Source organism: Erwinia sp. Leaf53 (assembly GCF_001422605.1).
GTDB lineage: Bacteria > Pseudomonadota > Gammaproteobacteria > Enterobacterales > Enterobacteriaceae > Erwinia.
The window spans coordinates 1-1853 of sequence record NZ_LMLK01000016.1 but is presented as its reverse complement, the minus strand read 5'-3'; the positions used below and the strand labels follow the sequence as shown (position 1 = coordinate 1853).

General features: G+C 47.5%; 3 protein-coding genes. 1 reads left to right on the top strand and 2 read right to left on the bottom strand.

Going from position 1 to position 1853, the window contains the following annotated elements; all coding sequences use genetic code 11:
* The first annotated feature begins 490 nt into the window (after nucleotides 1-490).
* Complete coding sequence (gene symE / locus ASF13_RS11640; protein ID WP_056236420.1) at nucleotides 491-805, top strand: endoribonuclease SymE; 315 nt, start codon at nucleotides 491-493, stop codon at nucleotides 803-805.
* 128 nt (nucleotides 806-933) lie between these two features.
* On the opposite strand, the gene ASF13_RS11635 is transcribed toward symE, so the two are convergent.
* Entirely contained in the window at nucleotides 934-1518 is a 585-nt protein-coding gene (locus ASF13_RS11635) for a hypothetical protein (RefSeq protein ID WP_056236418.1), read from the bottom strand.
* On the bottom strand, nucleotides 1515-1853 hold a 339-nt coding region (locus tag ASF13_RS23505), incomplete at its 5' end, for a tlde1 domain-containing protein (RefSeq protein ID WP_072166364.1). The genes ASF13_RS11635 and ASF13_RS23505, both read right to left, overlap by 4 nt.

The window sequence follows — 1853 nt, the reverse complement described above, 5'->3', positions numbered from 1 at the left end:
CTCAGAATGTGCGCTACGGATTTTGTCTTTACGTGGCATTGAAGAAGAGTAAATCGAAAATCAATTTTCATATGATATGAAGCAAGCAAGACAGAAAAAAGCAAAAACAGACTTGAGTCATGAGAGAAAGCAGAATCTTACTGAGCGGCTTAAATGCAGTAGTTGTAACTTAAATCCCCATGCTCATTACCGAATATACACGGGCCGACATGGCCGATTATCTGATACTCCGCTGAACGTCTTCAAGACTGGTACACCAGCCCTGCCGTGCAGGTTGGTTGATAAGCTGGCACCCTAAAAACCGCCCTTGCACTCCGGAATGTAACTATTACATTTTTATTCGAGCCACACTGCACATATTGAATTTCAATTAAATTAATCAGGATTTAGCAAGGCATGAGGAATATAATTATCGGGTACTCAGACGCGGGCCGAATGTGTCTCACCACATCCGCCCCGCTAACCACAAAAACTATACGAGGTAGTGATCATGGCTAAGCAGGAGTGTAATGCAGCAGAAGACAGATCAGAAGTTGCCGTTTCACCGATTCGGCATTTAACGGTGGGATATGCGAGCACGCTTCCGGATTATCAGCACGTTGCGGCGCTGAATATGAAGGGCAAGTGGCTGGAGGCGGCAGGTTTTACCACCGGTACCGAAGTGGATGTGCGGGTGATGGCCGGTTGCCTGGTGATCACCGCGCGGGAACATGAGCCCCAGCTGATGAAATCACTACGTAAGGTATGCAAATTTTCCGGGCGCAGACAGCGGCAGGTTGAGGCATTTATTGGGGCGATGAAATAATCGCAGGCCGATCGTCCCGTCCCTGAAAGACCATAATAAGTATGCAGGAACTGTGGTGTTAATTGCAGTTCCTGCTGATGAGCCTGCTGGTTTAGTATTGAACCCTGAGATACAAGAAAAGCCCGCAATCAAGGTGTCTCTGTGGGTACATTTAACGGGTAATAGCTTTTAAAATAATCCTTATCTCCCCACTTGTACGGTTTTTTCTGATTATCGCGTTTCATCTCAGCAATAAGCTCCCCCATAATCTCCAGGCACGATCGACCCGCCTCACCAGCCTGAGGCAACACCGCCTTTGCCCTTGAGAAATACTCTTTTACTGACTGTTTGTTGTAAATATCCGGGTCCGGTACATACACACAAATGATATCGGAACCAAATTTATCACGCTGCGATGAGTGTCCTTCTCTGGCGATAACCTTGTCCACTTCTGCCAGCGTGTGCAGCGTATCAGGGGCAGACCGGATAAGTGACGCTGCCAGCGCATTCATTAGCGCATGATTTTGCGATTGAGGAAGGCTGTCGATAATATCGGGAACCACCGCCAGCCATATCGGTTGCGATGACTTTACGCCGCGGATTAACTGTTTACTGTTAGCCGGATTTTGCAAAAGCAGATATTTATGATGTTCATCTGCTGAAGTCAAATCCTTAGGCTGTATAGCGTTGGCAAACAGGGGAACTGTGAGTATAAAAAGCACTAATCCTTTCATCGCACGACCACCAGCGTATTGTCAGGGGAGTCAGCGACCAGTCTGCGTGTGTCCAGGCCCAAAACAATGCAACCTCCTGAAGCCCAGCCCGGGGGGCCCTTGATGCGTTCACCGTGAATTCTGAACGCACTTCGTCCAAAACTCTCTCCTGAAATTTGCGTTAAAATTATAGTATAAGGTCCTTTAGAATTAGTTCGACCTCCTATCCTGTAAGTCCCCTGCGGAATTGGCCCTAAACCCTTTACCTGCTGACGAGAAGGATTGTTTTTATTCGTCATCCTTCCAGAATATCCTGTCTCAACATGCCGTCCGTTATAGGAAAGCTCACCGGTGCT